General features: G+C 64.8%; 21 protein-coding genes. 6 read left to right on the plus strand and 15 right to left on the minus strand.

Going from position 1 to position 25,413, the window contains the following annotated elements; translation table 11 throughout:
* The first annotated feature begins 18 nt into the window (after positions 1–18).
* The gene (locus L6D89_RS18975) at positions 19–1,827 is read left to right on the plus strand and encodes an AmpG family muropeptide MFS transporter (RefSeq protein ID WP_236174457.1); all 1,809 of its coding nucleotides are present in this window, start codon (positions 19–21) and stop codon (positions 1,825–1,827) included.
* Positions 1,828–1,898: 71 nt separating this feature from the next.
* Here L6D89_RS18975 and L6D89_RS18980 read toward each other — a convergent pair whose 3' ends face one another.
* Complete coding sequence (locus L6D89_RS18980; RefSeq protein WP_236200796.1) at positions 1,899–2,744, minus strand: mechanosensitive ion channel family protein; 846 nt, start codon at positions 2,742–2,744, stop codon at positions 1,899–1,901.
* A 142-nt stretch (positions 2,745–2,886) separates the two neighbouring features.
* Positions 2,887–3,366 carry a YajQ family cyclic di-GMP-binding protein gene (locus tag L6D89_RS18985; RefSeq protein WP_037016362.1) on the minus strand — a complete coding sequence of 160 codons (480 nt, stop codon included), beginning with the start codon at positions 3,364–3,366 and terminating at the stop codon, positions 2,887–2,889.
* A gap of 160 nt (positions 3,367–3,526) precedes the next feature.
* Between L6D89_RS18985 and L6D89_RS18990 the strand changes: the two genes are divergently transcribed.
* The 4 genes from L6D89_RS18990 (at position 3,527) to L6D89_RS19005 (ending at position 8,131) form a co-directional block, all read left to right on the plus strand.
* Positions 3,527–4,492 (plus strand): response regulator, encoded by a 966-nt coding sequence (locus L6D89_RS18990; protein ID WP_236174455.1) that lies wholly within the window; start codon positions 3,527–3,529, stop codon positions 4,490–4,492.
* Between the two features lie 38 nt (positions 4,493–4,530).
* Positions 4,531–5,442: a putative 2-dehydropantoate 2-reductase gene (locus L6D89_RS18995; protein WP_236174454.1), complete on the plus strand. Its 912-nt coding sequence runs from the start codon at positions 4,531–4,533 to the stop codon at positions 5,440–5,442.
* Between the two features lie 61 nt (positions 5,443–5,503).
* Positions 5,504–7,555 carry a sensor histidine kinase gene (locus L6D89_RS19000; protein WP_236174474.1) on the plus strand — a complete coding sequence of 684 codons (2,052 nt, stop codon included), beginning with the start codon at positions 5,504–5,506 and terminating at the stop codon, positions 7,553–7,555.
* Between the two features lie 3 nt (positions 7,556–7,558).
* Positions 7,559–8,131: a cob(I)yrinic acid a,c-diamide adenosyltransferase gene (locus tag L6D89_RS19005; RefSeq protein ID WP_236200797.1), complete on the plus strand. Its 573-nt coding sequence runs from the start codon at positions 7,559–7,561 to the stop codon at positions 8,129–8,131.
* Between the two features lie 150 nt (positions 8,132–8,281).
* Here L6D89_RS19005 and L6D89_RS19010 read toward each other — a convergent pair whose 3' ends face one another.
* The 4 genes from L6D89_RS19010 to secA all read right to left on the minus strand — a co-directional run bounded on the left by L6D89_RS19010 (position 8,282) and on the right by secA (position 14,189).
* Positions 8,282–9,241 carry a Nudix family hydrolase gene (locus L6D89_RS19010; RefSeq protein WP_236200798.1) on the minus strand — a complete coding sequence of 320 codons (960 nt, stop codon included), beginning with the start codon at positions 9,239–9,241 and terminating at the stop codon, positions 8,282–8,284.
* 71 nt (positions 9,242–9,312) lie between these two features.
* The gene (locus tag L6D89_RS19015) at positions 9,313–9,942 is read right to left on the minus strand and encodes a glutathione S-transferase family protein (protein ID WP_236200799.1); all 630 of its coding nucleotides are present in this window, start codon (positions 9,940–9,942) and stop codon (positions 9,313–9,315) included.
* A 170-nt stretch (positions 9,943–10,112) separates the two neighbouring features.
* Positions 10,113–11,330 (minus strand): bifunctional glutamate N-acetyltransferase/amino-acid acetyltransferase ArgJ, encoded by a 1,218-nt coding sequence (gene argJ / locus L6D89_RS19020; RefSeq protein WP_236200800.1) that lies wholly within the window; start codon positions 11,328–11,330, stop codon positions 10,113–10,115.
* 108 nt (positions 11,331–11,438) lie between these two features.
* On the minus strand, positions 11,439–14,189 hold the full coding sequence (gene secA / locus L6D89_RS19025) for a preprotein translocase subunit SecA (RefSeq protein ID WP_236200801.1): 2,751 nt from the start codon (positions 14,187–14,189) through the stop codon (positions 11,439–11,441).
* A 290-nt stretch (positions 14,190–14,479) separates the two neighbouring features.
* Here secA and L6D89_RS19030 point away from each other — a divergent pair, with 290 nt between their 5' ends.
* A complete protein-coding gene (locus L6D89_RS19030; protein WP_236200802.1) occupies positions 14,480–14,944 on the plus strand; it encodes a DUF721 domain-containing protein in 465 nt (154 codons plus the stop codon).
* A 68-nt stretch (positions 14,945–15,012) separates the two neighbouring features.
* Here L6D89_RS19030 and lpxC read toward each other — a convergent pair whose 3' ends face one another.
* The 9 genes from lpxC to murD all read right to left on the minus strand — a co-directional run bounded on the left by lpxC (position 15,013) and on the right by murD (position 25,410).
* Positions 15,013–15,924 carry a UDP-3-O-acyl-N-acetylglucosamine deacetylase gene (gene lpxC, locus L6D89_RS19035; protein ID WP_184589107.1) on the minus strand — a complete coding sequence of 304 codons (912 nt, stop codon included), beginning with the start codon at positions 15,922–15,924 and terminating at the stop codon, positions 15,013–15,015.
* A gap of 112 nt (positions 15,925–16,036) precedes the next feature.
* Positions 16,037–17,221 (minus strand): cell division protein FtsZ, encoded by a 1,185-nt coding sequence (gene ftsZ, locus L6D89_RS19040; protein ID WP_045209631.1) that lies wholly within the window; start codon positions 17,219–17,221, stop codon positions 16,037–16,039.
* A 53-nt stretch (positions 17,222–17,274) separates the two neighbouring features.
* Positions 17,275–18,522 carry a cell division protein FtsA gene (gene ftsA, locus L6D89_RS19045; RefSeq protein ID WP_024764065.1) on the minus strand — a complete coding sequence of 416 codons (1,248 nt, stop codon included), beginning with the start codon at positions 18,520–18,522 and terminating at the stop codon, positions 17,275–17,277.
* Between the two features lie 21 nt (positions 18,523–18,543).
* Positions 18,544–19,407 (minus strand): cell division protein FtsQ/DivIB, encoded by an 864-nt coding sequence (locus tag L6D89_RS19050; RefSeq protein WP_236174447.1) that lies wholly within the window; start codon positions 19,405–19,407, stop codon positions 18,544–18,546.
* A 3-nt stretch (positions 19,408–19,410) separates the two neighbouring features.
* Complete coding sequence (locus tag L6D89_RS19055) at positions 19,411–20,358, minus strand: D-alanine--D-alanine ligase (RefSeq protein ID WP_236174446.1); 948 nt, start codon at positions 20,356–20,358, stop codon at positions 19,411–19,413.
* Positions 20,355–21,809, minus strand: coding sequence for a UDP-N-acetylmuramate--L-alanine ligase (murC, locus tag L6D89_RS19060; RefSeq protein ID WP_236200803.1), 1,455 nt, complete (start codon positions 21,807–21,809; stop codon positions 20,355–20,357). Before murC ends, L6D89_RS19055 begins: the two co-directional genes overlap by 4 nt.
* Positions 21,802–22,875, minus strand: coding sequence for an undecaprenyldiphospho-muramoylpentapeptide beta-N-acetylglucosaminyltransferase (gene murG, locus L6D89_RS19065; protein WP_236200804.1), 1,074 nt, complete (start codon positions 22,873–22,875; stop codon positions 21,802–21,804). Before murG ends, murC begins: the two co-directional genes overlap by 8 nt.
* On the minus strand, positions 22,865–24,064 hold the full coding sequence (ftsW, locus tag L6D89_RS19070; protein WP_236174443.1) for a putative lipid II flippase FtsW: 1,200 nt from the start codon (positions 24,062–24,064) through the stop codon (positions 22,865–22,867). Before ftsW ends, murG begins: the two co-directional genes overlap by 11 nt.
* Complete coding sequence (murD, locus tag L6D89_RS19075) at positions 24,064–25,410, minus strand: UDP-N-acetylmuramoyl-L-alanine--D-glutamate ligase (RefSeq protein WP_236200805.1); 1,347 nt, start codon at positions 25,408–25,410, stop codon at positions 24,064–24,066. Before murD ends, ftsW begins: the two co-directional genes overlap by 1 nt.
* Positions 25,411–25,413 lie beyond the last annotated feature (3 nt).

The following is a 25,413-nucleotide window of genomic DNA, read 5'->3' on the forward strand; positions in this document are numbered from 1 at the left end:
TGCTGGAAAACACCCCCCATGAAAGAGCACTCCTGGCGCGAGGCATGGATTGCCTACAAGTCTCCCGCCAGCCTCGCGCTTTTGCTGCTGGGATTCGCCGCCGGCCTGCCGTACATGCTGGTGCTCTCCACCCTCTCGGTGTGGTTGCGTGAAGCGGGTGTCGGTCGGGAAACCATCGGATTCGCCAGCTGGATCGGGCTGGTCTACGCGTTCAAATGGGTCTGGTCGCCGATGCTCGACCAGTGGCGCCTGCCCTTCATCGGGCGCCTGGGTCGCCGCCGCTCCTGGCTGCTGTTCTCCCAGGGACTGATCGCCATCGGCCTGCTCGGCATGGCCCTGTGCAACCCGCAGTCGCACCTGAACTGGCTGATTGCCCTGGCGATGGTGGTGGCATTCGCCTCGGCCACCCAGGACATCGCCATCGACGCCTATCGCCTGGAAATCGCCGAAAACACCCGTCAGGCCGCATTGGCCGCGTGCTACATGACCGGCTACCGGGTCGCGGTACTGTTCGCCACCGCCGGCGTGCTGTTCCTCGCCGAATGGGCCGGCTCCAGTGCCCTGCACTACAGCCAGTCGGCCTGGGCGCTGACCTACGCCGTGTGCTCGCTGGCGATCCTGCCCGGCCTGCTTACCACGCTGCTGATGAAAGAGCCGCCGGTGAACGTGCAACCGCAGGCGGGCAGCTCGGCCTTTGCCTTCAACCACCAGTTGCTCTCGGTGCTGACCCTGCTGGTGCTGCTGATCTCGGTGCCGGCCATGCTCACCGCCCTGACCGCCCAGGCCTGGCCGCGCGCGGCGCTGTACGCGATTTTCATCGGCATCTGCATGACACCCCATGGCCGCCGGCAGATCCGCCCGGTTCGCGAACTGCTGTCGAAAGTGCGCCGCCCACTGCTGCTGGCCGTGCACGGACGCGGCCTGCCGCAATTCGACTTCGTCCACCAGGCTGTCTCGGTGATCGTGCTGATCATCCTGCTGGTCACCGGCACCGCCTTCATCAACATGACCGAAGCCGGCAAATGGTGGCTCGCCATCCTTTACCTGCTGATCGCCCTGAGCTGCATCTCCGCGCCCGGCCGCCTGCTGATGGCGCCGGTGCTGACGCCCATTACCGAGTTCGTCCGCCGCTACCGCTGGCAGGCCCTGCTGCTGCTCGGGCTGATCTCCACCTATCGCATGTCCGACACCGTCATGGGCACCATGGCCAGCGTGTTCTACATCGACATGGGCTTCTCCAAGGACACCATCGCCACCGTCAGCAAGCTGTTCGGCGTGGTGATGACCCTGGTGGGCGCTGCGGCCGGCGGCGTGCTGATTGCCCGCTTCAGCATCCTGCCGATCCTGTTCATCGGCGGCGCAGCCTCGGCGGCAACCAACCTGTTGTTCGCCTTCCTGGCGCAGATGGGCGCGATCGACGATCCGCACCTGATGGGGCAGAACGTCTTTGCCCTGCTCAAGGTGCTGGAGCCCCACGTCACCATGCTGGTGGTGACCATCATGCTCGACAACTTCAGCGGCGGCCTGGCGACCTCGGCCTTCGTCGCCTACCTGTCGAGCCTGACCAACCTGAAGTTCTCGGCGACCCAGTACGCCATGCTCAGCTCCACCATGCTGCTGTTGCCGCGCTTCATCGGCGGCTATTCCGGCACCATGGTCGAGGGCATGGGTTACGAGCGGTTCTTCTTCTTCACCGCCCTGCTCGGCGTGCCGACGCTGCTGCTGATCGGCTGGCTGTGGCTGCGCCGCAACAACGACTTGACCAACGGCGCCGCCGAGGCCGCCGCAGAAGCGCCAGCGCAACAACCCAGCGCCGAACGGCACTGATCCTTGCTCATGCGACAACGCCCATGAAAAAGGCCGGCAAATGCCGGCCTTTTTCATTCCTGCGGGCGGGATCAGTCCGCCAGGACGGCGTCCTCTTCACCCTTGACCACCCGCACCACCTTGTTCGGCGCCAGGTCGATGCCGTCGTCGCGCAGGCGCTGGCGTACCTGTTCGTTGAGCATGAAGGTGACGGCCCAGTAGTCGGAATTGGCAGTCCACAGGCGCAGCGAGAGGGTCACCGAGTTCTCGCCCAGGCCCGCGACCACCACCACCGGCGCCGGCGACTTGAGCACGCGCGAATCCTCGGCCAGCTCCTTGAGAATGGCGCGGGCGCCTTCCAGGTCGGCGTCGAAGGCCAGCTTCACGTCGAAGGTTACCTGGCGGGTGGTCTGGGTCGAGGTGTTGGTGATGATGCCATTGGACAGCGCGCCGTTGGGCACGATGACGGTGCGGTTGTCACCGGTACGCAGCACGGTGTGGAAGATCATGATGTTGTCCACGGTGCCGGAAACGCCCTGGGCTTCGATCCAGTCACCGATCTTGAACGGGCGGAACAGCAGGATCAGCACGCCGCCAGCGAAGTTCGACAGGCTGCCCTGCAGCGCCAGGCCGATGGCCAGGCCGGCGGCACCGATGGCGGCGACGAAGCTGGTGGTCTGGATGCCGATCATCGACGCCACGCTGACCATCAGCAGGATCTTCAGGATGATGTTCACCATGCTGCCGATGAAGCCCTGCAGCGTTTTGTCCACATGTTTCGTGGACAACAACCCGCCCACGCGCCGGGTAAACAGGTTGATCACCCACCAACCGACCAGCAGGGTCAGCAACGCCAGCACGGCATTGCCCAGGTAGGTCAGGGCTATCGGAGTCCACGCCTCCGCGCCGTTCATGATCTGCTCGTAATTCATATCCATGGATGCAGGCCCCTTGTCTATTGCCATTCCAAAAACAAAACCGCCATGGCAAGCCATGGCGGTCGGGAGTTCGCCGAGCGACTCTATTACTGCGACGTCGCTCGGGCGCTGAGGTTCCGCAGCTCTTACAAAGCAGCGTGCCTCAGTCGCGGAAGTTGTTGAACTGCAGCGGCATGCCCAGGGACTCCCCGCGCAGCAGCGCGATGGCTTCCTGCAGGTCGTCGCGCTTCTTGCCGGTGACACGTACCTGCTCACCCTGGATGGCGGCCTGCACCTTGAGCTTCTTGTCCTTGATCAGGGCAACGATCTTCTTCGCCAGGTCCTTGTCGATGCCCTCGCGGAAGGTCACTTCCTGCTTGACCACCTTGCCCGACGGGAAGGGGTCCTTGGTCTCGATGCACTGCACATCGATCTTGCGCTTGACCAGGCTGGAGCGAAGAATATCGAGCATCTGCTCGAGCATGAAATCCGCCTCGGCGGTCAAGGTGACGGACTTGTCCTTGGTTTCAAAGCTGCACTTGCCCTTCAGGTCGAAACGGCGGTCCAGTTCCTTGGCAGCATTATCCAGGGCGTTGGTCAGTTCGTGTTTGTCCAGTTCGGACACCACGTCGAACGAAGGCATGACATCTCTCCAGATGGACGGCGCGATACGGTTCACAGTCAGCATCGAGCCTGGCTTGACGATAAAAATGCGCGGTCATTATAACTGACAGACAAGACCGCGCCCGGCCTCTGACGTCGAGACTCGGCATTTCCCACCTGTTTGCGAGACATTCCTTTCCATGCCAACCAACCATCTCAGCATCCTGGTGGTCGACGATGCCAAGTTCTCCAGCGCCATGATCGGCCGTGCGCTGAGCCAGGCCGGCTACCAGAACGTACGCTTCGCCAGCAGTGCGAGCGAAGCGCTCGACCTGCTGGAAAAGGAGCCGGTGAGCGTGCTCCTCGCCGACTGGCTGATGCCCGAGATGGACGGCCTGGAGCTCACCGCCCGGGTACGCCAGCTCGACGAGAGCGGCGATCACTACACCTACATCATCCTGCTCACCGGCAAGGAAGGCGACAACGCCCTGGCCGAAGCCTTCGACCGCGGCGTGGACGACTTCGTCAGCAAGTCGGCGATGAACGAGCAACTGGTACCCCGCGTGCTAGCCGCCGACCGCCTGAGCAACACCCTGCAGCGCCTGCTGATGGAAAACCGCCTGCTCACCGAGAACATCACCAGCCTGGAAGAGCGCAACCTGGTCGACAGCGCCACCGGCCTGGGCAACCAGCGTTACCTCAAGCAGAAGCTGGCCGATAGCATCCGCCAGGTGGAATCCCGTGGCGGCGCGGTGTGCTACATGCTCATCGGCCTGCCGGAGCTCGCCGAACTGGGGCACAAGCACGGCCAGTCGTTCCAGAACGAGCTGCTCCACGGCGTCGCCCGCCGCCTGCAGCAACTGGTACGGCCGCTGGACGTGCTGGCACGTATCGACGACCAGCACTTCGCCCTGATCACCCTGCTTGAAGACCTGCAGGAATGCTCCCCCAGCAGCTTCCGCCGCCTGCATGAAGGCCTGAACCTCAAGGCATTCAAGACCAGCGAGGGCTTCATCAGCCTCAAGGCCGGCATCAGCCTGGTAGGCCTGGACGCCAAGGCGCTGCCCCTGGAAGTCGAGCAACTGATGCAGCAAGGCCGCGCGCTGCTGCCCGACGCCTTCGCCAGTGGACGAATCAATGCCAGCCGCCTGACCGGCCTGCGCTAAACTTCGCGGTACGCCCCCGAACCCGCGAAGTCCTTCCCATGTCCTGGACCATCCTCGGCGCCGGCAGCCTCGGTTGCCTGTGGGCCGCCCGCCTGTCCCGCGCCGGCCTGCCGGTGCGCCTGCTGCTGCGCGACCGCCAGCGCCTGAACGCCTACCGTGCCCTGGGCGGCGTCACGCTGGTCGAAGACGGCCGCGAGAGCCTCTACCCGATCCCGGCGGAGACCGCCGCGCAGGGTGCACCGATCCAGCGCCTGCTGCTCGCCTGCAAGGCCTATGACGCCGAATCCGCCGCCGCCAGCGTGGCCGCGCGCCTGGCCCCTGGTGCGCAGCTGATCCTGCTGCAGAACGGCCTCGGCAGCCAGCAGGCGGTCAGCGCCCACCTACCGCGCGCGCGCTGCCTGTACGCCTCCAGCACCGAAGGTGCATTCCGCGAAGCCGACTTCCGCGTAGTGTTCGCCGGCATTGGCCAGACCTGGCTGGGCGACGAGCAAGGCGGCCCCGCTCCGGGCTGGTTGGCCGAACTGGGGCAGGCCGGGATCCCGGCCCAGTGGAGCGAAAACATACTCGAGCGCCTGTGGCGCAAGCTCGCCCTGAACTGCGCGATCAACCCACTCACGGTGCTGCACCAATGCCGCAACGGCGAGCTGGCCCAGCATCCCGACGAGGTCGCCGGACTCTGCGATGAGCTGGGCCAGTTGCTCGATGCCGCCGGCTACTCCGCTGCCGCCCGGGAGCTGCAGGGTGATGTGGAGCGCGTGATTGCCGCCACCGCGGCGAATTTCTCCTCCATGTACCAGGACGTCGCCAAGGGCCGGCGCAGCGAGATCGCCTACCTGCTCGGCCACGCCTGCCGCGAGGGTGACCGCCTGCATCTGGCACTGCCGCGGCTACGCGCCCTGCACCAGCACCTGCGGGCCTGGCTGGTGGCGCGCGGATTGCCCGACAACTGATGGCGGGCTACCCTGCCCGCCTCTTCGATTTTCTCTGTTTGACGCGCCCATGCCTTCACCCATGAACCTGCGCCAGCGCCTGGAAGACCTGCCGGTCGGCCAGAAAATCCTCGCCGCCCTGCTGGTGCTGCTGGCGACCGTGATGCTGGTGGCCAACCTCGCCTTCATCAGCGCGGCCTACTGGATATCCCAGGACAGCGTTGCGCCCCAGGCCCTGCAGACCATCGGCCGGCTGATCGCCAACCCGGCGCTCAGCGAGCCGGCATTGTCCTCGCCGATCCAGGCCCAGGTCCTGCTGCGCCAGCTGGACGACTACCAGCCGCTGCGCGCCGCGGCGCTGTATGACAGCAATGGCGAGCGCATTGCGCAGACGCCGAGCAACGGCCCGATTGCCCTGCCCGAGCGCCTCGATCACCTGGAGCGCTGGCGCCAGCACGAATACCGCCTCAACGCGCTGTTCGAACTGCCGCAAGCCGGACGCAACAGCGGCTACCTATTGCTGGTGGCGAGCAGCGAACTGCCCGGCGCCTTCTACACCGGCACCCTCACCGCCAGCCTGGTAATCCTCGCCGTCTCGGTGCTGCTCTGGCTGCTCATCGCCCAGCAGATCCGCCGCCTGATCACCCGGCCGATCCGCAGCCTGGAAGAACTCTCGCGGCAAGTCACCCGCGAGGAGAACTACGCCCTGCGCGCCGAGCGTGGCAACGCCGACGAAATCGGTCGCCTGGCCGACGCCTTCAACACCATGCTGACCCGCATCGAGGCCCGCGAGCAGCAGCTCAAGCGCGCTCGCGACGACGCCCAGGAGGCCGTGGAGCAGGCTCAGTCGCTGGCCGAGGAGACCCGCCGGTCGAACCGCAAGCTGGAACTGGAAGTCCAGGTACGCAGCAAGATCGAGAAGAAGCTCACCGGCTTCCAGCACTACCTCAACAGCATCATCGACTCCATGCCCTCGGCGCTGATCGCGGTGGATGAGCAGCTCTACGTCACCCAGTGGAACCAGGAGGCCAGCCAGCTTTCCGGCACCAGCCTGGACGATGCGGTGAACCAGCCGGTGTTCCTCGCCTTCCCCTCGCTCAAACCCTTCCTGCCGCAGCTCACCCGCGCCGCCGAGCAGCACAAGGTCGAGCGCGTCGAGCGCGTCACCTGGGCCCTCACCGACGCCCCGCGTCACTATGCCCTGACCTTCTACCCGCTGATGGGCGGCACCGGCCGCGGCGCGGTGATTCGTATCGACGACATCACCGACCGCTTAGGGATGGAGGAGATGATGGTGCAGTCGGAGAAAATGCTCTCCGTCGGCGGCCTGGCGGCCGGCATGGCGCACGAGATCAACAACCCGCTGGGCGCCATCCTGCACAACGTGCAGAACATCCGCCGGCGCCTGTCGCCGGAACTGCCGAAGAACCTGGAAGTGGCCGGTGAAGTGGGCGTGCGCCTGGACGACCTCAACCACTACCTGGAAGCGCGGGAGATTCCCAAGCTGATGGATGGCATCCAGTACGCCGGCTCCCGTGCCGCGAAAATCGTCACCCACATGCTCTCCTTCAGCCGCCGCAGCCACCGCCAGATGGCCGCCTGCGAGCTGCCGGCGCTGCTGGGCCAGGCTGTGGAGATTGCCGGCAACGACTTCGACCTCACCGGCGGCTTCGACTTCAAGTCGCTGGAGATAGTCCACGAGTACGACCCGCGCCTGGGGCCGGTTCCGGTCATCGCCAACGAGATCGAACAGGTCCTGCTCAACCTGTTGAAGAACGGCGCCCAGGCCATCCACCTGCGTGACGACGAAGAGGAAGGCGAGTACGGCCGCATCACCCTGCGCACCCGGCTCAATCCACCGTGGGCGGAAATCCACGTGGAAGACAACGGCTGCGGCATGCCGGAGAACGTGCGCAAGCGCATCTTCGAGCCGTTCTTTACCACCAAGGAAGTCGGACAGGGCACGGGGCTGGGTCTGTCGGTCTCGTACTTCATCGTCACCAACAACCACAAGGGGCAGATGGAGGTGCAGTCCGAGCTGGGTGTGGGCACCTGCTTCACCATCCGTCTGCCACTGGCCGCCGAGATATCCCCGCCGCTGCCGCTATTGGCGCGCGACGACAAGGAGCATTGAGCCATGGGCAATCGCCTGTCGAAGATCTACACCCGTACCGGCGATGCCGGAGAAACCGGCCTCGCCGACGGTCGCCGCGTGCCAAAGCATCACCCGCGCGTGGAAGCCATGGGCGCCGTGGACGAGTTGAACAGCCACCTCGGCCTGCTGCTGGCCGGGCTGCACGAAGCGCGCAGCAGTGCTCTGGAAGAGGTGATCAGCGTATTGGCGCCGATCCAGCACCGCCTCTTCGACCTCGGCGGTGAGCTGGCAATGCCGGAGTACCGTGCGCTGAACGATGCCGAAGTGGAACGCCTGGAAACAGTGATCGACCGCTGGAACGAAGAGCTCGGGCCGCTGAAGAATTTCATCCTGCCCGGCGGTTCGCGACTGGTCGCCCTCGCCCACCTGTGCCGTGCCCAGGCGCGCAATGCCGAGCGTCGCTGCCAGCAGCTCAACGCCGAGGAGCCGCTGGAAGGTACGGGGCTGCGCTACCTGAACCGACTATCCGACCTGCTGTTCGTCGCCGCTCGCTTCATCGCCCGCCGCCAGGGGGTGGACGAAATCCTCTGGCAAGCCGCGGAAAAGCCCGCCTGAGCCTCCCACCCGCCATCCTCACTCCGGCACCGAGAGGTGTCGAGAGGTGCCGAACCTGTAGGAGCGAGCTTGCTCGCGAACCGCCCAGCACCTCAGCCAGGCCTGTTCGCGAGCAAGGGCTAGGCGCTTCCTCGGTCCTACGAAGATCCTTCAGCTCGACGGTTGATCGATCTTCGGCCAGAACGCACGAATACCCGCCACGCCCTGTGCCCCGGCCTGCCAGGCACGTTCGACATCCTGCGGACCGACGCCGCCGAGCAGGAACACCGGCTGGTTGAAGCCATCGATCAGCTCCGCTGCCGTTTCCCAACCCAGCGCAGGCTCGCCCGGATGGCTCTCGGTGGGCTGCACCGGCGACAGGGTGACGAAATCCACGCCCATGCGGGTAGCCAGCTCCAGTTCCTCGGCGCTGTGACAGGAAGCCGCAAGCAGGCGCTCACGCGGGAACGGCCGACCATTGGGCGCGTATTTGCGCAGTTGCTCGGCGGTCAGGTGCCAGCCGGCCGCCGGGAAGTCGCCCAGCCACTCCAGCGGTCCCTTGAGCATCAGCTGCGCCTTGCCAGCGCACAGACCTTGCACATCCACCGCCAGGTCACGGTACTCGGGGCTGTACATGTTCGGCGCGCGCAGCTGGATCAGGCGGATGCCATTGGCCACTGCGGCGCGCACACCCTGCACCAGTTGGGGAATTTCCAGGCCATCGGGAGTGATCAGGTAGCGATCGGGCAGGCGCGCAGCCTGCACGATGGGCTCGTTGGCGGCAGGAAACTCATAATCCGGCAGATCGCGCGGAGCGACCCAGGCCAGCGGCTGGCCCTCGGCACCGTGGGGCGCGCCGGAGAATGCGGAGACCTCCCAGACATCCAGCAGCACGTGCTTGTCACTGTAGTCGTGCTGTACACGGATCAGCGGGCGCGCCTGTTCGACATCGATGCCCAGCTCTTCCTTCAGCTCGCGAGCGAGGGCAGCCTGAACGGCCTCGCCCTCCTCCACCTTGCCACCGGGAAACTCCCAGAGGCCGCCCTGGTGCTTGTCGTCCGGACGGCGGGCGATCAACACCCGGCCATCGAGTCCGCGAATCACGGCGGCGGCGACATGTACTCGTTTCACAGTGCTACTCCTCAATCCGATTCAGGCAGGGCCCGCGCAGAGGGGCATTCTACCGTCATTGACCGGCGGCATCAGGCACGTTCGACCATCGCCGCGTCGAGCCAGGGACGGAAGGCTGGCCAGGCGTAGATCGCATCGACGTAGTTCTGCGCGTCCATCGGCAACGTCACACAGTAGCTGCGCAGGCGCGTGGCTACCGGCGCGTAGAAGGCATCGGCGATGCTGGCGTGGCCGAACAGGAACGGTCCGTCCTGGCCGAACTGCTGGCGGCACAGCGCCCAGAGCTCGACGATGCGGGCGATATCCGCCGTCACGGCTTCAGGTATCTCGGCCAGGGGCTGGTTGCGCTGGAGGTCCATGGGCATGTTCGAGCGCAGCGCCATGAAGCCGCTGTGCATTTCCGCGCAGACCGTACGTGCCAGGGCGCGGGCCGCTTCGCCACGGGGCCAGAGATGGGCTTCGGGGAAACGTTCGGCGAGGTATTCGGCGATCGACAGGGAATCCCAGATCAGCCCGTGCTCGCACTTGAGCGCCGGCACCTTGCCGCTGGGCGAATGCTCGCGGATGCGCCGCGCGGTGTCCTGGCCACCCAGGGGAATGAGGATTTCCTCGAACTCGGCGCCGGTGAGCTGCATGGCCAGCCAGCCGCGCAGGGACCAGGAGGAGACGTTCTTGCTGCCGATGATCAGGGTGAGGGACATGGACGCGATGCTCCTGGAGGTCAGTCAGGAGACCTTAGAGCGCGACAGCCATGAAAACAAATTCCCGATTTTCATCGACTCATGAAAATCGGGAATGCGAGGGGAGCGGCTGCAAGCTTCAGGCGAAGACCAACGCACCCTTGCCTGCAGCTTGCAGCCTGGAGCCGCCGTCAGGTCCGATATTCCGCGTTGATCTTCACGTACTCGTGGGACAGGTCGGTGGTCCAGATGGTCTCGCTGCAGGTGCCACGGCCAAGATCGATGCGGATGGTGATCTCCTCCTGGGCCATGACCCTGGCGCCCTGGTCCTCGGTGTAGCTGGCGGCACGGCCGCCACGGCTGGCGATGGCGACATCGTCCAGGAACACGTCGATCAGGCTGACATCCAGGTCCGGCACGCCAGCACGGCCGACGGCGGCGAGGATGCGCCCCCAGTTCGGGTCGGACGCGAACAGCGCGGTCTTGATCAGCGGCGAGTGGGACACGGCGTAACCAACGTCCAGGCACTCCTGGTGGGTTGCACCGCCATTCACCTGCACGGTGACGAACTTGGTGGCGCCTTCGCCATCGCGGACGATGGCTTGTGCCAGCTCCATGGAAACTTCCAGCACGGCCTGCTTCAGCGCGGCGAACAGCGCGCCAGTGGCGGCAGTGATCTCCGGCAGTGCAGCCTGGCCGGTGGCGACCAGCATGCAGCAGTCGTTGGTGGAGGTGTCGCCATCGATGGTGATGCGGTTGAACGACTTGTTCGAGGCATCGCGCAGCAGGTCCTGCAGCACGCCCTGGGCAACCTTGGCGTCGGTGGCAATGTAGCCGAGCATGGTGGCCATGTTCGGCTTGATCATGCCGGCGCCCTTGCTGATGCCGGTGACGGTGATGGTCACGCCGTCGTGCTCGAACTGGCGGCTGGCGCCCTTGGGCAGGGTGTCGGTGGTCATGATGCCGGCAGCGGCGTCGGCCCAGTTATCCACAGACAGGTTGGCCAGTGCGGCGGGCAGCGCGGCTTCGATCTTCTCGACCGGCAGCGGCTCGCCGATCACGCCGGTGGAGTACGGCAGCACGGCGTTTTCCGGCACGCCAGCCAGCTCGGCCAGCTTGGCGCAGGTGCGGGTGGCGTTGGCCAGGCCCGACTCGCCGGTACCGGCGTTGGCATTGCCGGTGTTGGTCAGCAGATAGCGCACCGGGCCGAGGAAGCGCTTGCGCGCCAGGATCACCGGGGCGGCACAGAAAGCATTGGTAGTGAACACACCCGCTACGGTAGAGCCTTCGGCACAACGCATCACCACGATGTCCTTGCGGCCGGGTCGCTTGATGCCGGCGGAGGCGATGCCGAGTTCGAAACCGGGGACCGGGTGCAGGGTGGACATGGGGCCGAGACCAACAGCCATGTGGCGCGCTCCTATCTAGTCAGTGAATCTACGAATCAGCGATTCAGATGAGAAAAACGCCGCGAGCGGCAGGGCCGGTCGCGGCGTTGGTATCAAGGTCGGGGATGGTTATTCCACCTGACCGTGGCAGTGCTTGTACTTCTTGCCCGAACCACAGGGGCACGGCTCGTTGCGGCCGATCTTCGGTTCGTTGCGGATGGGCTCCATCGGCACCACATTGTCAGCCGGCACTTCACCGTCTTCTTCCGGCTCGCTGGTGACCTGGTCCATGGACGGCGCGGCGGCATGCTGGAACTGCATGCGCTTGGCCATTTCCTCGGCCTCGCGGCGCAGGCGCGCTTCTTCCTCGGCCGGGTCTTCGCGGCGAACCTGAACGAAGGACAGCACGCGGATGGTATCGCGCTTGATGGAGTTCAGCAGTTCCTGGAACAGGTTGAAGGACTCGCGCTTGTATTCCTGCTTCGGGTTCTTCTGCGCGTAGCCACGCAGGTGGATACCGTGGCGCAGGTGATCCATGGTGGACAGGTGGTCCTTCCACAGGTCGTCCAGCACCCGCAGCAGCATCTGCTTCTCGAAGGTACGCAGGGCCTCGGCGCCCGCCATGTCTTCCTTCTCGTTGTAGGCTGCGACCAGCTCGGTGAGGATCTTCTCGCGCAGGGTTTCTTCGTAGAGCTTCTCGTCCTCGTCCAGCCACTGCTGGATCGGCAGCTTGAGGCCGAAATCGCTGTACAGCGCAGCTTCCAGGCCAGCCACATCCCACTGCTCGGGCAGCGACTGCGGCGGAATGTGCTCGCTGACGGTGTTGTTCAGGGTCTCTTCGCGGAACTCGATGATGGTCTCGCCAATGTTGTCGGCCGCGAGCAGGGTGTTGCGCATGTGGTAGATCACCTTGCGCTGCTCGTTGGCGACGTCGTCGAACTCCAGCAATTGCTTACGGATATCGAAGTTGCGGCCTTCGACCTTGCGCTGGGCCTTTTCGATGGCGTTGGTCACCATGCGGTGCTCGATCGCCTCGCCCGGCTGCATGCCCAGGGCCTTCATGAAGTTCTTCACCCGGTCGGAGGCGAAGATGCGCATCAGGTGGTCTTCCAGCGACAGGTAGAAACGGCTGGAACCCGGGTCGCCCTGGCGACCGGCACGGCCGCGCAGCTGGTTGTCGATACGGCGGGATTCGTGACGTTCGGAGGCGATCACATGCAGGCCGCCCGACTCGATGACCTGCTGGTGGCGCTTCTGCCAGTCGGCCTTGATCTGCGCGACCTGCTCGTCTGTGGGGTTCTCCAGCGCGGCGACTTCCACTTCCCAGTTGCCGCCCAGCAGGATGTCGGTACCACGACCGGCCATGTTGGTGGCGATGGTGACCGAGCCCGGACGACCGGCCTGGGCAATGATCTCGGCTTCCTTCTCGTGGTACTTGGCGTTCAGTACCTTGTGCTCGATGCCGGCGTTCTGCAGCAGTTGCGAGACGTACTCGGAGGTCTCGACCGAGGCGGTACCCACGAGGATCGGACGGCCCAGCGCCTGGCACTGTTGCACGTCGGTGATGATGGCAGCGTACTTCTCGTCCTGGGTCAGGTAGACCAGATCGTTGAAGTCCTTACGAGCGACCGGACGGTGGGTCGGGATCACCACCACGTCCAGGCCGTAGGTCTGGCGGAACTCGAAGGCCTCGGTGTCGGCGGTACCGGTCATGCCGGCCAGCTTGGTGTAGAGGCGGAAGTAGTTCTGGAAGGTGGTCGAGGCCAGGGTCTGGCTCTCGGCCTGGATCGGCAGGTTTTCCTTCGCCTCGATGGCCTGGTGCAGGCCCTCGGAGAGGCGGCGGCCCGGCATGGTACGGCCGGTGTGCTCGTCGATCAGCAGGACCTGGTCGCCCTGGACGATGTATTCCACGTTGCGGTGGAACAGGGTGTGGGCGCGCAGCGCAGCATAGACGTGAGTCAGCAGGCTGAGGTTGTGCGCCGAGTAGAGGCTCTCGCCCTCGGCCAGCAGGCCGTTCTGGGTCAACAGCTCTTCGACGTAGGCATGGCCCTGTTCGTTGAGTTCGACCTGGCGGGTCTTCTCGTCGATGCTGTAGTGGCCCTGCTGGGTCACCTGGCCTTCGACTTCCTCGACGTGGCGCTTCAGGCGCGGGATCAGCTTGTTGATCTTGATGTACAGCTCGGAGCTGTCTTCGGCCTGGCCGGAGATGATCAGCGGAGTCCGCGCCTCGTCGATGAGAATGGAGTCCACTTCGTCGACTACGGCGAAGTTCAGCTCGCGCTGGAACTTGTCTTCCAGGCTGAACGCCATGTTGTCGCGCAGATAGTCGAAGCCGAATTCGTTGTTGGTGCCGTAGGTGATATCGGAGGCGTAAGCAGCACGCTTCTCTTCCGGCGGCTGGAACGGGCTGACGATACCGACGGTCAGGCCGAGGAATTCATACAGCGGACGCATCCAGTTGGCGTCGCGGCGGGCCAGGTAGTCGTTCACGGTCACCACGTGCACGCCTTTGCCAGCCAGGGCGTTCAGGTAGACAGCCAGGGTACCCACGAGGGTCTTGCCCTCACCGGTACGCATCTCGGCGATCTTGCCTTCGTGCAGGGTCATGCCGCCGATCAGCTGGACGTCGAAGTGGCGCATGCCCATCACGCGCTTGCCAGCCTCACGGGCGACGGCGAAGGCTTCCGGAAGAATCTGGTCGAGAGTCTCGCCCTTGGCGACGCGTGCCTTGAACTCTTCGGTCTTGGCCTTCAGTTGCTCGTCGGAAAGCGGGACCATCTGGGGCTCGAGTGCATTGATGGCCTGAACCTGCTTGGCCATGCGCTTCACTTCGCGCTCGTTCTTGCTTCCAAAGAGTTTTTTCAACAAAGGCGCAAACATATCGACTGGGTCATCCGAACTGGAGAATTGGAGGGCTGCCCGACTGGCTGGCCGCGGCGCGGAACGGCAATGAAGCGGGCATTCTACCCGGAAACTTCCGGGAAAAAAGTGCCGAAGTCATCCTCCGAAGCTTCGCATTCTGCGAGCGCCGGAGCAATGCATGGGCCGACAACTTTGAATCCGAGTGGGTGATATGGTGACGCACGGGAGGAACTTCAAGGGCCGACGGTGGCATCTGGCCCAGACAGCATCTGTTACCATCCTTCTTCATTCATTCCCGGTTGCTCTTCATGGCCTTCCGCCCCCTGCCCGCCAAGGCGATGACCAAGCTGCTGCGCGAAGCCAGGCCGCTGCAGTCGCTGTTCGCCGAGGCGCAACGCCTCTCGCGCCTGCAGGAATTGCTCGACTCGCAACTGCAGCCCGCCGCGCGCCCCTATTGCCGCGTCGCCTCCTGGCGTGAAGGCAGCCTGCTGCTGGTCGTCACCGACGGCCACTGGGCCACACGCCTACGCTACCAGCAGAACCGCTTGCTGCGGCAACTCGCTGCATTCGAGGAGTTCCGGGGGCTGGCGCGCATCCTGTTCAAGGTGCAGCCGACAACGCAAACACCGGTGCGGGTAAACACCAACCGGATCAGCGAGTCCGCCTCCGCCACCCTCCATGAAGCCGCCGAAGGCATCAGCAATCCGCAACTCAAGGCCGCTCTCGAGCGCCTCGCCAGCCGCCGTAAACCGCCGGAATCGGGCGAGGAATAATCTGCAGGCATAAAAAAAGGCCACCCGAGGGTGGCCTTTGAAGTTGTAGCTGAAAGGAGGAGGTTTCCTTATACGGCCGCGGCGGGTCGCATATAGGAGATCGGCGCGGTCTTGGCGTCCTCGAAGGTCACCACTTCCCAAGCGTCCTTGTCTGCGATGAGGGTGCGCAGGAGACGGTTGTTCAGGGCGTGACCGGACTTGTAGCCGATGAACTCGCCGATGAGGCTGTTACCCAGCAGGTACAGGTCACCAATGGCGTCCAGGATCTTGTGCTTGACGAACTCGTCCTCGTAACGAAGACCGTCTTCGTTGAGCACTCGATACTCGTCGACCACGATGGCGTTCTCCACGCTGCCACCCAGAGCCAGGTTCTGCGAACGCAGCATCTCGATGTCGCGCATGAACCCGAAGGTACGGGCGCGGCTGACTTCCTTGACGAAGGAAGTACTGGAGAAATCCACCACGGCTTTCTGGGTGCGACCACGGAAGACCGGGTGATCGAAATCGATCTCGAAGCTCACCTTGAAGCCGTCGAACGGAACGAAGGTAGCGCGCTTGTCGCCCTCTTCCACCGTTACTTCGCGCTTGATGCGGATGAACTTCTTGGCCGCTTCCTGCTCTTGCAGGCCGGCGGACTGGATCAGGAATACAAAGGGACCCGCGCTGCCGTCCATGATCGGTACTTCCGACGCGGACAGCTCGACATAGGCGTTGTCGATACCCAGGCCGGCCATGGCCGAGAGCAGGTGCTCCACGGTATCCACCTTGATGTCACCCTTGATCAGGGTGGTCGACATGGTGGTTTCGCCGACGTTCGAAGCCCGGGCGGGAATTTCCACCACGGGGTCGAGATCGGTCCGGCAGAACACGATGCCAGTATCGACGGGAGCCGGCTTCAGGGTCAGGTAAACCTTTTCCCCGGAGTGCAGGCCGACACCGGTCGCCCGGATGATGTTCTTCAAGGTGCGTTGTCTGATCATGGCTTTGGCCGCTTTCGCGCAAGTTGCGAACTGTTGTCAACAATGGGCGGCGATGATAGCAGAACCGCCCTTTGCTGAACACCAATCACATTGATACTCCTGATAAATCGACTCAATCGGCTTGACGACGCAGGAAGGCCGGGATGTCCAGGTAGTCCAGATCATCCTGCGGGTTCAGCTTGGCCGCGGTGGCAGCGCCGCCGTGGCTCTGGTTGCGCATGACGGTCGGACGATCCAGGTCACGGTAGTTCACCGACTGCTGCTCGCGCTGAACCGGAGCCTGGGTGCTGACGGCCTGGGTCTGGACGGTGTTGTCGACGACCTTGACCGGCTTCTCCAGGCGCGCGCCCAGACCAGTAGCGACTACGGTGACGTGCAGTTCGTCGCGCATGTCCGGATCGATCACGGTGCCCACTTTCACGGTGGCGTGCTCGGAAGCGAACTGCTCGATGATGTTACCCACGTCGGAGTACTCGCCCAGGGACAGGTCCGGACCTGCGGTGATGTTCACCAGGATGCCGCGGGCGCCCTGCAGGTTGACGTCTTCCAGCAGCGGGTTGCGGATCGCCGCTTCGGTCGCCTCGCGAGCACGGTTCGGACCGCTGGCGCAGCCGGTACCCATCATCGCCATGCCCATTTCGCTCATGACGGTCTTCACGTCGGCGAAGTCGACGTTGATCATGCCCGGGCGCTTGATGATGTCGGAGATACCGCGAACGGCACCGGCCAGTACATCGTCAGCCTTGGCGAAGGCGGCCAGCAGGCTCGCGTCCTTGCCCAGGATGGTCAGCAGCTTTTCGTTCGGGATGGTGATCAGCGAGTCGACGCTTTCAGCCAGAGAGCGGATGCCCTCGTCGGCGATCTGCATGCGCTTGCGACCTTCGAACGGGAACGGACGGGTGACCACGGCCACGGTGAGGATGCCCATTTCCTTGGCAACCTCGGCGATGATCGGCGCAGCACCGGTACCGGTACCGCCACCCATGCCGGTGGTGATGAAGACCATGTCGGCGCCTTCCAGGACTTCGGCGATACGCTCGCGGTCCTCGATGGCGGCCTGGCGGCCTACTTCAGGGTTGGCGCCAGCACCCAGGCCTTTGGTCACACCAGGGCCGAGCTGCAGCACGGTGCGCGCGGCGATGTTCTTCAGCGCCTGCGCATCGGTGTTGGCGCAAATGAATTCGACGCCATCAACGTTGTTCTTGGCCATGTGGTTCACAGCGTTGCCGCCGCCACCACCTACGCCGATTACCTTGATGACTGCTGTTTGCGGGACGTTATCTACCAGTTCAAACATTTCCCCTCTCCTTCCTTTCTAGTTGTGTTGCCTACGTTTACCGCGGTGGTAAATCAGAAATTGCCCTGGACCCAGCGTTTGAGCTTTTCCAGTACCGGTGTCTTGGGTTCGTCGCTGCTGAAGCTGCTGCCGGACATCGAGATGCCGTCGGATTGCTTTTGCAGTCCGTACAGGAGCAGCCCCACACCGGTGGAATAGATTGGATTGCGCACGACGTCGGCCAGTCCCTTGACGCTGTGAGGCACACCCAGGCGTACCGGCATGTGGAAGATTTCCTCGGCCAGTTCGACGGCACCTTCCATCTTGGCGGTGCCACCGGTCATGACGATCCCGGCTGGAATCAGGTCCTCGTAGCCGCTGCGACGCAGCTCGGCCTGAACCAGGGTGAACAACTCGTCGTAGCGAGGCTCGACCACTTCGGCAAGCGCCTGGCGCGACAGTTCCCGCGGCGGACGATCTCCGACGCTGGGCACCTTGATGGTTTCGCCGGGGCCGGCCAGTTTGGCCAGCGCACAGGCATAGCGAATCTTGATTTCCTCAGCGTACTGAGTCGGGGTGCGCAGCGCCATGGCGATGTCGTTGGTGACCTGATCGCCGGCGATCGGGATGACCGCCGTATGGCGGATGGCGCCTTCGGTGAAGATGGCGATGTCGGTGGTACCGCCGCCGATGTCCACCAGGCACACGCCCAGCTCCTTTTCGTCCTCGGTGAGCACGGAGTAGGCCGAAGCCAGCTGCTCGAGGATGATGTCGTCCACTTCCAGGCCGCAGCGGCGCACGCACTTCTCGATGTTCTGCGCGGCGTTAACCGCGCAGGTCACCACGTGCACCTTGGCTTCCAGGCGTACGCCGGACATGCCCAGCGGCTCGCGAACGCCTTCCTGGTTATCGATCACATAGTCCTGCGCCAGGGTGTGCAGCACACGCTGGTCAGCCGGGATGGCCACGGCCTGGGCCGCGTCCAGCACGCGCTCGATGTCCGCACCGCTCACTTCGCGGTCGCGGATCGCCACGATGCCGTGGGAATTCAGGCTGCGGATATGGTTGCCGGCGATGCCGACGAAGGCCGAGTGGATACGGCAGCCCGCCATCTGCTGGGCTTCATCGATGGCGCGCTGGATCGATTGCACGGTGGACTCGATGTTCACCACCACGCCTTTCTTCAGGCCGCGCGACGGGTGCGTCCCGATGCCGACGATTTCCAGCTTGCCATCGGCCGCCACCTCGCCCACCAGCGCCACCACCTTGGAGGTGCCGATGTCCAGGCCGACGACCATTTTGCCGCTCTGCACGCTTGCCATGTTTATAGAATTCTCCTCAACTCACTGCGCGGCGGTGGTCTGAGCCACCGTCGCTTCCGGCACCGGATCACGCCACGCCACGGCCAGGCCGTTGGGATAGCGCATGTCGATGCGGGCAATTTTCGTAATCTGGTCTTTCAGCGCCTTGTCGTAGATGGTCACGAACCGGCGAATCTGTTCTACCGCGTGATCGCGGCCCAGCATGATCTCCACGCCCTGGGCAGTGCCCAGGGTCCAGGCGCCACGCGAGCTCATGTCCAGGCTGGCAATGGTGAAGCCCAGCGGACGGAGCATCTGGCTGAGAATCTGGTACTGCTGCATCACTTGCTGCTGAGCGCGCTGCGGGCCGGAAAGGCGCGGCAGGTGCTCGTAGTTGGCCACTTCCCGCGGTGCAAAAGCCTGACCCTGATTGTTCAGCAAGGCTTCGTCACCCCAACGGGCGATGGGCAATTGCTCGTCCAGGCGAATAACCACCTGGTCAGGCCATACGCGGCGCACCTCGGCATGGGCGATCCAGGGCATCTGCTCCAGTTCCTGGCGCATACCGGCCAGGTCGATGGTGAAGAAGCTGGCCGAGACGTAGGGGCTGATCCGCTGCTGCACCGCTGCCTGGCTGATGTAGCTGAGGTCGCCCTCCACGCTGATCTTGGCGATCGGCCGGTCCGCATAAGGCAGCACGTATTGCGCGCCGTAGTAGGCACCGCCGCCGAGCACGCCCAGCACCAGAGGCCACAGCAGCACCTTCAGGAAACCGAAGCTGGGCTTGGGCATGCGGGCGCTGAGCGGCTCCTTGGCCACCAGACGGCTGGCGCCGCGCGGCACCGGCTTGCGTGCTGGGGCACGGCCGATTCCGGGATTCTGGTGACGAAGCTGCGCGCCGTTCATGACTTACCCCCTTGCCTCGACGCTGTCGGCGAGGATCGCCAGCACCAGTTGCTGGAAATCCAGGCCGGCCGCGCGCGCGGCCATGGGCACCAGGCTGTGGTCGGTCATGCCCGGTGCAGTGTTCACTTCCAGCAGCCAGAAGCGCCCCTGGGCGTCCTGCATCACATCGGTCCGACCCCAGCCCTGGATGCCGAGGGCATCGCAGGCGCGCGCGGTCAGGTCCTTGAGTTCCTGCTCCTTGTCGGCATCCAGGCCGCAGGGAATCTGGTACTGGGTATCGTTGGCCAGGTACTTCGCGTCGTAGTCGTAGAAGGTGTGCGGAGTGCCCAGGCGAATGGGCGGCAGCACCTGACCACGGAGGATCGCGACGGTGAATTCGGGGCCGCTGATCCACTGTTCGACGAGCACCTGCGGGTCGTATTTCGCGGCAGCGGCCCAGGCGGCGATCAGCTCCTGCTCGCTGTTCACCTTGGCCATGCCGATGCTGGAACCTTCGCTGGCCGGCTTGACGATCAGCGGGAAACCGAGCTTCGCCGCAGCGGTACGGCAATCGCCCTCGCTGGCGAGTACGGCATGGTCGGGCGTCGGCAGGCCGAGGCTCAGCCACACGCGCTTGGTGCGCAGCTTGTCCATGGCCAGCGCGGACGCCAGCACACCGCTGCCGGTGTAGGGGATGCCGGCGATTTCCAGCAGGCCCTGCATGGTGCCGTCTTCCCCGCCACGACCGTGGAGGATGATGAAGGCGCGGTCGATCTTCTCGCGGGTCAGGCGCTCCAGCAGGTCGTCGCCCACATCGATGCCGAAGGCATCCACGCCGGCACCCTGCAGGGCCTGCAGGACCATGGCGCCGGACTTCAGCGACACCTCGCGCTCGGCGCTCTTGCCGCCGTAAAGCACGGCCACGCGACCGAAGGCGCGGGGCTCGAGGGCGGATTTGAGGGCGTCACTCATTGCTTGTTCCCCTCGGTGCCAGCAGCGGCGGCACCGAACATCGGATTCTTGATCAGTGCCGGAGCCAGCCCGCCGATATCGCCGGCGCCCTGGCAGAGCAGGATGTCGCCCGGACGCAGCAGCGGCTTGAGCAGCGAAGCGAGATCACCACCGCGCTCCAGGTAGATCGGGTCGAGTTGGCCGCGCTGGCGGATGCTGTGGCACAGATGACGGCTGTCAGCGCCAGGGATCGGCTCTTCGCCGGCCGGGTAGACCTCCATCAGCATCAGTACGTTGGCCTCGCCCAGCACCTGCACGAAGTCGTCGTACAGATCGCGGGTACGACTGAAGCGGTGCGGCTGGTAGACCATCACCAGGCGGCGTTCCGGCCAGCCACCACGTACGGCCTTGATCACCGCCGCGACTTCGCGCGGGTGGTGGCCGTAGTCGTCGACCAGCATCACACTGCCGCCTTCAACCTGCAGGTCGCCATAGACCTGGAAGCGCCGGCCGACGCCCTGGAAGCCGGAAAGGCCCTGGACGATGGCTTCATCGGAGATGCCCTCGTCGGTGGCAATGACGATGGTCGCCAGGGAGTTCAGCACGTTGTGCAGGCCGGGCATGTTCACCGAGACGTCCAGCGGCTCGCGCTCGGGGCGCAATACGGTGAAGTAGGTGCGCATGCCTTCCTGGCGAATGTTGATGGCGCGGACGTCGGCGTCCTCGCTCAGGCCGTAGGTCACGGTCGGGCGGGCAACCTGCGGCAGGATTTCACGCACCACCGGGTCGTCCACGCAGACCACAGCCAGACCGTAGAACGGCAGGTTGTGCAGGAAGTCGACGAAGGTGCGCTTCAGCTTGTTGAAGTCGCCGCCATAGGTACTCATGTGGTCGGCGTCGATATTGGTGACCACCGAGACCATCGGCTGCAGGTGCAGGAAGCTGGCGTCGCTCTCGTCGGCCTCGGCCACCAGGTAGCGGCTGGTGCCCAGCTGCGCGTTGGTGCCGGCAGCGTTCAGGCGGCCGCCGATGACGAAGGTCGGGTCCAGGCCGCCAGCGGCGAATACCGAGGCGATCAGGCTGGTGGTGGTGGTCTTGCCGTGGGTGCCGGCAACGGCGATGCCGTGGCGGTAGCGCATCAGCTCGGCGAGCATTTCGGCGCGCGGCACCACTGGCACGCGACGATCCAGCGCGGCGGCGACTTCCGGGTTCGATTTGTTCACCGCACTGGATACCACCAGCACGTCAGCGCCGTCGGAGTTTTCCGCGCGGTGGCCGATGAAGATTTCCGCGCCGAACTTCTCCAGGCGCTCGGTAACGGGCGAAGCCTTGAGGTCGGAGCCGGAGACTTCGTAGCCGAGGTTGAGCAGCACTTCCGCGATACCGCACATGCCCACGCCACCGATGCCGACGAAGTGGATACGACGGATGCGCCGCATGGTGCGGGTGACGCCGGTGGGCTCTTTAACCACGGGCCACCTCCAGGCAGGCATCGACTACCGTGCGGGTAGCCTCGGGCTTGGCCAGGCTACGAGCGCGAGCGGCCATGCGGGTCAGGGAGTCGGGATGCATCAGTACCTCGGACAACTGCGCGGCCAGATCGGCGGCGCTGGTAGATTTCTGTGGCAGCAGGTGGGCCGCGCCCTCCCGCACCAGGAATTCGGCATTCTTGGTCTGGTGATCGTCAATCGCGTGGGGCAACGGCACCAGGAAGGACGGCAGACCGGCGGCGGTCAGCTCGCTGACGGTCAGCGCACCCGCGCGGCAGATCACCAGATCGGCCCAGACGTAGGCGGCGGCCATGTCTGCGATGAACGGAGCTACGTCCGCTTCGACCCCGGCAGCGCGATAACGCTCCGCCGTAATTTCGTCATGCTGACGACCGGCCTGATGGCGAATGGCCGGGCGAATCTCGGCCGACACCTGCGCCAGCGCCTCGGGCAGCAGCTTGTTCAGCGGCTCGGCGCCCAGGCTGCCGCCCAGCACCAGCAGGTTGACGCGACGGCCTTGCAACGGCGCGCGGGCGCCCTCCTCCAGGAACAACTCGACACGCACCGGGTTGCCGGTGGTCAGGCGCTTGGCGCTGCTGTCGAAGGTATCCGGGAAAGCTTCGCAGACACGCTTGGCCAGCGGCGCGAGGCTGCGGTTGGCGGTGCCGGCAACGGCGTTCTGTTCATGGATCACCAGCGGCACGCCAGACAGCTTGGCAGCCAGGCCACCCGGGCCGGTGACATAGCCGCCAAGGCCGAGCACGCAGACCGGCTTGAGCTGGCGTACCACGCCCAGTGCCTGGAACAACGACTTGAGCAGATCGAACGGTGCGCGCAGCAGCGACTTGATGCCCTTGCCGCGCAGGCCACTGACGTTGATCAGGTGCAGCGGCAGGCCGGCCTTGGGTACCAGGTCGTTCTCGATGCCGCGCGGGGTGCCCAGCCAGTGCACGCTGTAACCGCGCGCCTGGAACTCACGGGCGCAGGCCAGGGCCGGGAACACATGTCCGCCGGTACCGCCCGCCATGATCAGGACGTTACCTTTCATCGGCAAAGTCCTCTTCGCTGAATTCATATTCCTCGCTGCCCATCACGGTGCGGCGTTCCCATTCAATGCGCAGGAGCATCCCCAGGCAGGCACAGCAGATCACCAGCGAGCTGCCGCCGTAACTGAGGAACGGCAGGGTCAGACCCTTGGTTGGCAGCAGCCCGACGTTCACCCCCACGTTGATCAGAAACTGGCCGATCCACAGGAAAGCCAGGCCATAGGCGACGTAGGCGGAGAAGTACTGTTTCGACTGCTCGGCCCAGATACCGATGTACAGCGCGCGCAGGCTGACGAAGACGAACAGGCCGACGGTGGCCATGGCGCCAACGATGCCCAGTTCCTCGGCGAGCACGGCGAACACGAAGTCGGTGTGCGCTTCGGGCAGGTAGAACTGCTTCTGAATGCTGTTGCCCAGGCCCATGCCGGTCCAGCCACCACGACCGAAGGCGATCAGCGCCTGGCTGAGCTGGTAGCCCGCGCCGAACTGGTCGGCCCAGGGATCGGTAAAGTTGGTCAGGCGCGCCATCCGGTAAGGCTGGGTCTGGATCAGCAGCACCACGGCGCCAACGGCCAGCGCCACCATGAGACCGAAGCGGAACAGGCCCACGCCGCCGAGGAACAGCATCGCCGCAGCGGCGCCCATCATTACCACGGTGGCGCCGAAGTCCGGCTCACGCAGCAGCAGGCCGGCCATGGGCAGCAGCACCACGAACGGCTTGAAGAAGCCCAGCCAGCTCTCGCGTACTTCTTCCTGGCGGCGCACCAGGTAACCGGCCATAAAGATCACCACGAAGACTTTGGCGATCTCCGAGGGCTGAATGTTGAACAGGCCGAAGCCGATCCAGCGCATGGAGCCGTTCACCTCGCGGCCGATGCCGGGGGTGATCACCATCACCAGCAGCACGAAGGCCACGGCCAGCAGCTTCCAGCCCCAGCGCTGCCAGGTCTCCATGGGCACCATCATGGTCACGCCGCAGGCGACGAAGCCGATGGCCAGGTAGATCAGGTGGCGGACCGAGAAGTACAGCGGGTTGCCGGACTGCGCCGCGGCGACTTCGGAGGATGCCGAAGTGACCATCACCAACCCCAGGCCGAGCAGCGCCAGGCAACCCGCCAGCAACGGGAAGTCGATATCGATGCCGTTGCGGCTGATCAGCGGGGACGGGTACGGGCGCAGGAAGGAGAACATCAGGCGAGCTCCTCCACGGCCTTGGCGAACAGGCGTCCGCGTTCTTCGTAGTTCTTGAACATGTCCAGGCTGGCGCAGGCCGGCGACAGCAGCACAGCGTCCCCCGGCAGGGCCAGGTCGGCGGCGTGCTCGACAGCCTCTTCGAGGGTATTCACACGAACCTTGGGCACGGCATTGCCGATGGCGGCCCCCACCAGCTCGGCATCCCGCCCCAGCAGCACGACGGCACGGCAGTGCTGGGCAACGGGGCCACGCAGGTCATGGAAGTCGGCGCCCTTGCCGTCGCCACCGGCGATCAGCAGCAGCTTGCCATCGATATCGGCGCCCAGGCCTTCGATGGCAGCCAGGGCGGCACCGACGTTGGTGGCCTTGGAGTCGTCGTAGAAATTCACGCCATTGCGCTCGCGCACCCATTGGCAGCGGTGGGCAAGACCGGCGAATTCGCGCAGCGTCTGCAGCATCGGTTCGAACGGCAGGCCAACGGCGTGCCCCAGCGCCAGCGCCGCCAGGGCATTGGACTGGTTGTGCGCGCCACGGATCTTCAGTTCGCGGGCCGGCATCAGCTTGTCGAACTGGAAGGCCAGCCACTTCTCACCGCCTTCCTCGATCAGGCCGAAGGCCTTGAAGTCCGGCTTGTTGATGCCGAAGGTCCAGCACGGCACGTTGTCAGCGATCAGCGGACGACTCAGTGCATCGGCGCGGTTCACCACGACCTGCTTCGCGCCGCGGAAGATGCGGTGCTTGGCCAGGTGGTAGTCGGCCATGCCGTCATAGCGGTCCATGTGGTCTTCGCTGACGTTCAGGCAGGTAGCGACCTCGGCGTTGAGGCGCTCGCAGGTCTCCAGCTGGAAGCTGGACAGCTCCACCACGTACAGCTCGACGTCGTCGGCCAGCAGATCCAGCGCCGGCGTGCCAAGGTTGCCGCCGACGGCGACGCGCTTGCCTGCGGCCTTGGCCATGTCGCCCACCAGAGTAGTGACGGTGCTCTTGGCGTTGGAACCCGTGATGGCGACGATCGGCGCCTTCGCGTGGCGCGCGAACAGGTCGACATCGCCGGACAGGCGTACGCCACGCGCAGCCGCTTCCACCAGCGCAGGCACGCGCAGCGACAGGCCGGGGCTCACGTAGAGCTCCTGGGCACGGCAGAGGAAATCGGCATCGAGGTCACCGCAGCGCACCTCGACCTGCGGATACTGCTCGCGCAGGGTCGCCAGCTCCGGCGGATTCGCGCGCGTATCAGCCACGGCAAACGGCACGCCCTGGCGCGCCAGGTAGCGCACCAGGGACATGCCGCTCTTGCCGAGGCCGACAACGATGCGGAATTGGTCGGAAGCGATCAGGCTCATGCT

Origin of the sequence: Pseudomonas pseudonitroreducens, from assembly GCF_021603645.1 — a bacterium.
Lineage (GTDB): Bacteria > Pseudomonadota > Gammaproteobacteria > Pseudomonadales > Pseudomonadaceae > Pseudomonas > Pseudomonas pseudonitroreducens.